Annotated in this window: 2 pseudogenes; both read right to left on the bottom strand. The window is 53.4% G+C overall.

Annotated elements, in window-relative coordinates:
- Window positions 1-884 (bottom strand): annotated as a pseudogene (locus QZL71_RS13100) (NlpC/P60 family protein); the annotation flags it as partial.
- A pseudogene (locus QZL71_RS13095) lies at window positions 877-1,293 on the bottom strand (VirB4-like conjugal transfer ATPase); the annotation flags it as partial. The pseudogenes QZL71_RS13095 and QZL71_RS13100, both read right to left, overlap by 8 nt.

The following is a 1,293-nucleotide window of genomic DNA, read 5'->3' as shown; positions in this document are numbered from 1 at the left end:
TTGTCCAGCTCCTTTTCCAGCTTCTTGTAGTCGGTTTCGGCTCCCCGGATGTCCCGGTCCTCTGCGGTGTAAATGGTCTGACCGGATACCTGCGTGGTGCCTGAAAACAGAATGGAACAGGACGAAAATGCCGACATGACCAGCAGCAAGAGCAAAAGAAAAACGCAAACGATCAAAAGAACGTGCGCGTTACTTTTTGCAAAATTGGCAATGCCGTTGACTGCGGTACTGACCACCGATTTTCCTTTGTCGATGACCTGTTCCATGCCAGACTTCGCAGCAGTGGTGCCATTGGATACCGCTTTGCCGCCTGCGGTCTGTGCCGCTGTACCCGAATGGGCGGTGGCATAGTGACTTTTACGGATTTCTTGCCGCTGTTTCCAGCGTGAAAGCCAGTTGGAACTGCCCTCGCCGGTGCCGGATGCGCCTGCATCTTGTGCCGCAGGCGGCTTCTGCACGGAAGATTTTGCGGTTCGGGCCCTTTTCTTGCCCTGCATCTTGGCTTTCTTTTTCAGCTTTCTGGCGTAACGGCTCTTGGAAATATCGTGGGTAGTCTCGGCAGCTTTTTCGCCCTCGCTTAAAGCCTGCGTGCCCACATTGTCGTCCTCGTACTGATCAATCTCTCGATGTGCCGCAGACCGGGCGGCAGCAGCGGCATACATAGCACGTTTCTGCTGCTTTGTCATGCGGGATGCTTCATCCGGGGTTATCTCGGCTTTGCCAAAACGCAAATGCTGGGATTTCTCCGCAGCTTTGTCTGCATCCTGTTTCAGTTTCTGCTTTTTGGGCACCGACTGCTCCACTTTAGACTTTTTCGGAGGGGAGCGCGTAGCCGTGCGCTCCTTTTCCTCCTCGAATTTCAGCTTCGGCTGTTTCTCACTCATGCTTTTGCGCCTCCGCAACTTCGGAAAGGCGGGTCGTAAGGATGCGGTAGAGTTCAAGGTCTTTCGGGAAGTGGTCAACAAAGGGCAGGATCACGTTGCCGAAGAACAGCAGCCCTTCACCCTCACCGGAGTGAGTGACGTAGGAAAGCTGATGGGGCGAAATGTTCAGCTGCTTCGCCAAAATCTGCCGGTCTCCGTTCGCTTGATTGAGCATATAAACGAAGTCCGAGTTCTCAAAAATATTTGATACTTCGGGGCTTGCCAACAGGTCTTTGACGTTCTGCGTTAGGGCTGTCGGAATGCCGCCCCACTTACGGAAACGCTTCCAAATCTCCACGGAATAAGCAGCAGTCTGCTCTTCCTTCAAGAGCAAATGGAACTCGTCTGCATAGTACCGGGTGGATTTTCC

Source organism: uncultured Faecalibacterium sp., from assembly GCF_900066275.1.
Lineage (GTDB): Bacteria > Bacillota > Clostridia > Oscillospirales > Ruminococcaceae > Faecalibacterium > Faecalibacterium taiwanense.
The sequence above is the reverse complement of the archived record's forward strand: the minus strand, read 5'-3'. Positions and strand labels throughout refer to the sequence as shown.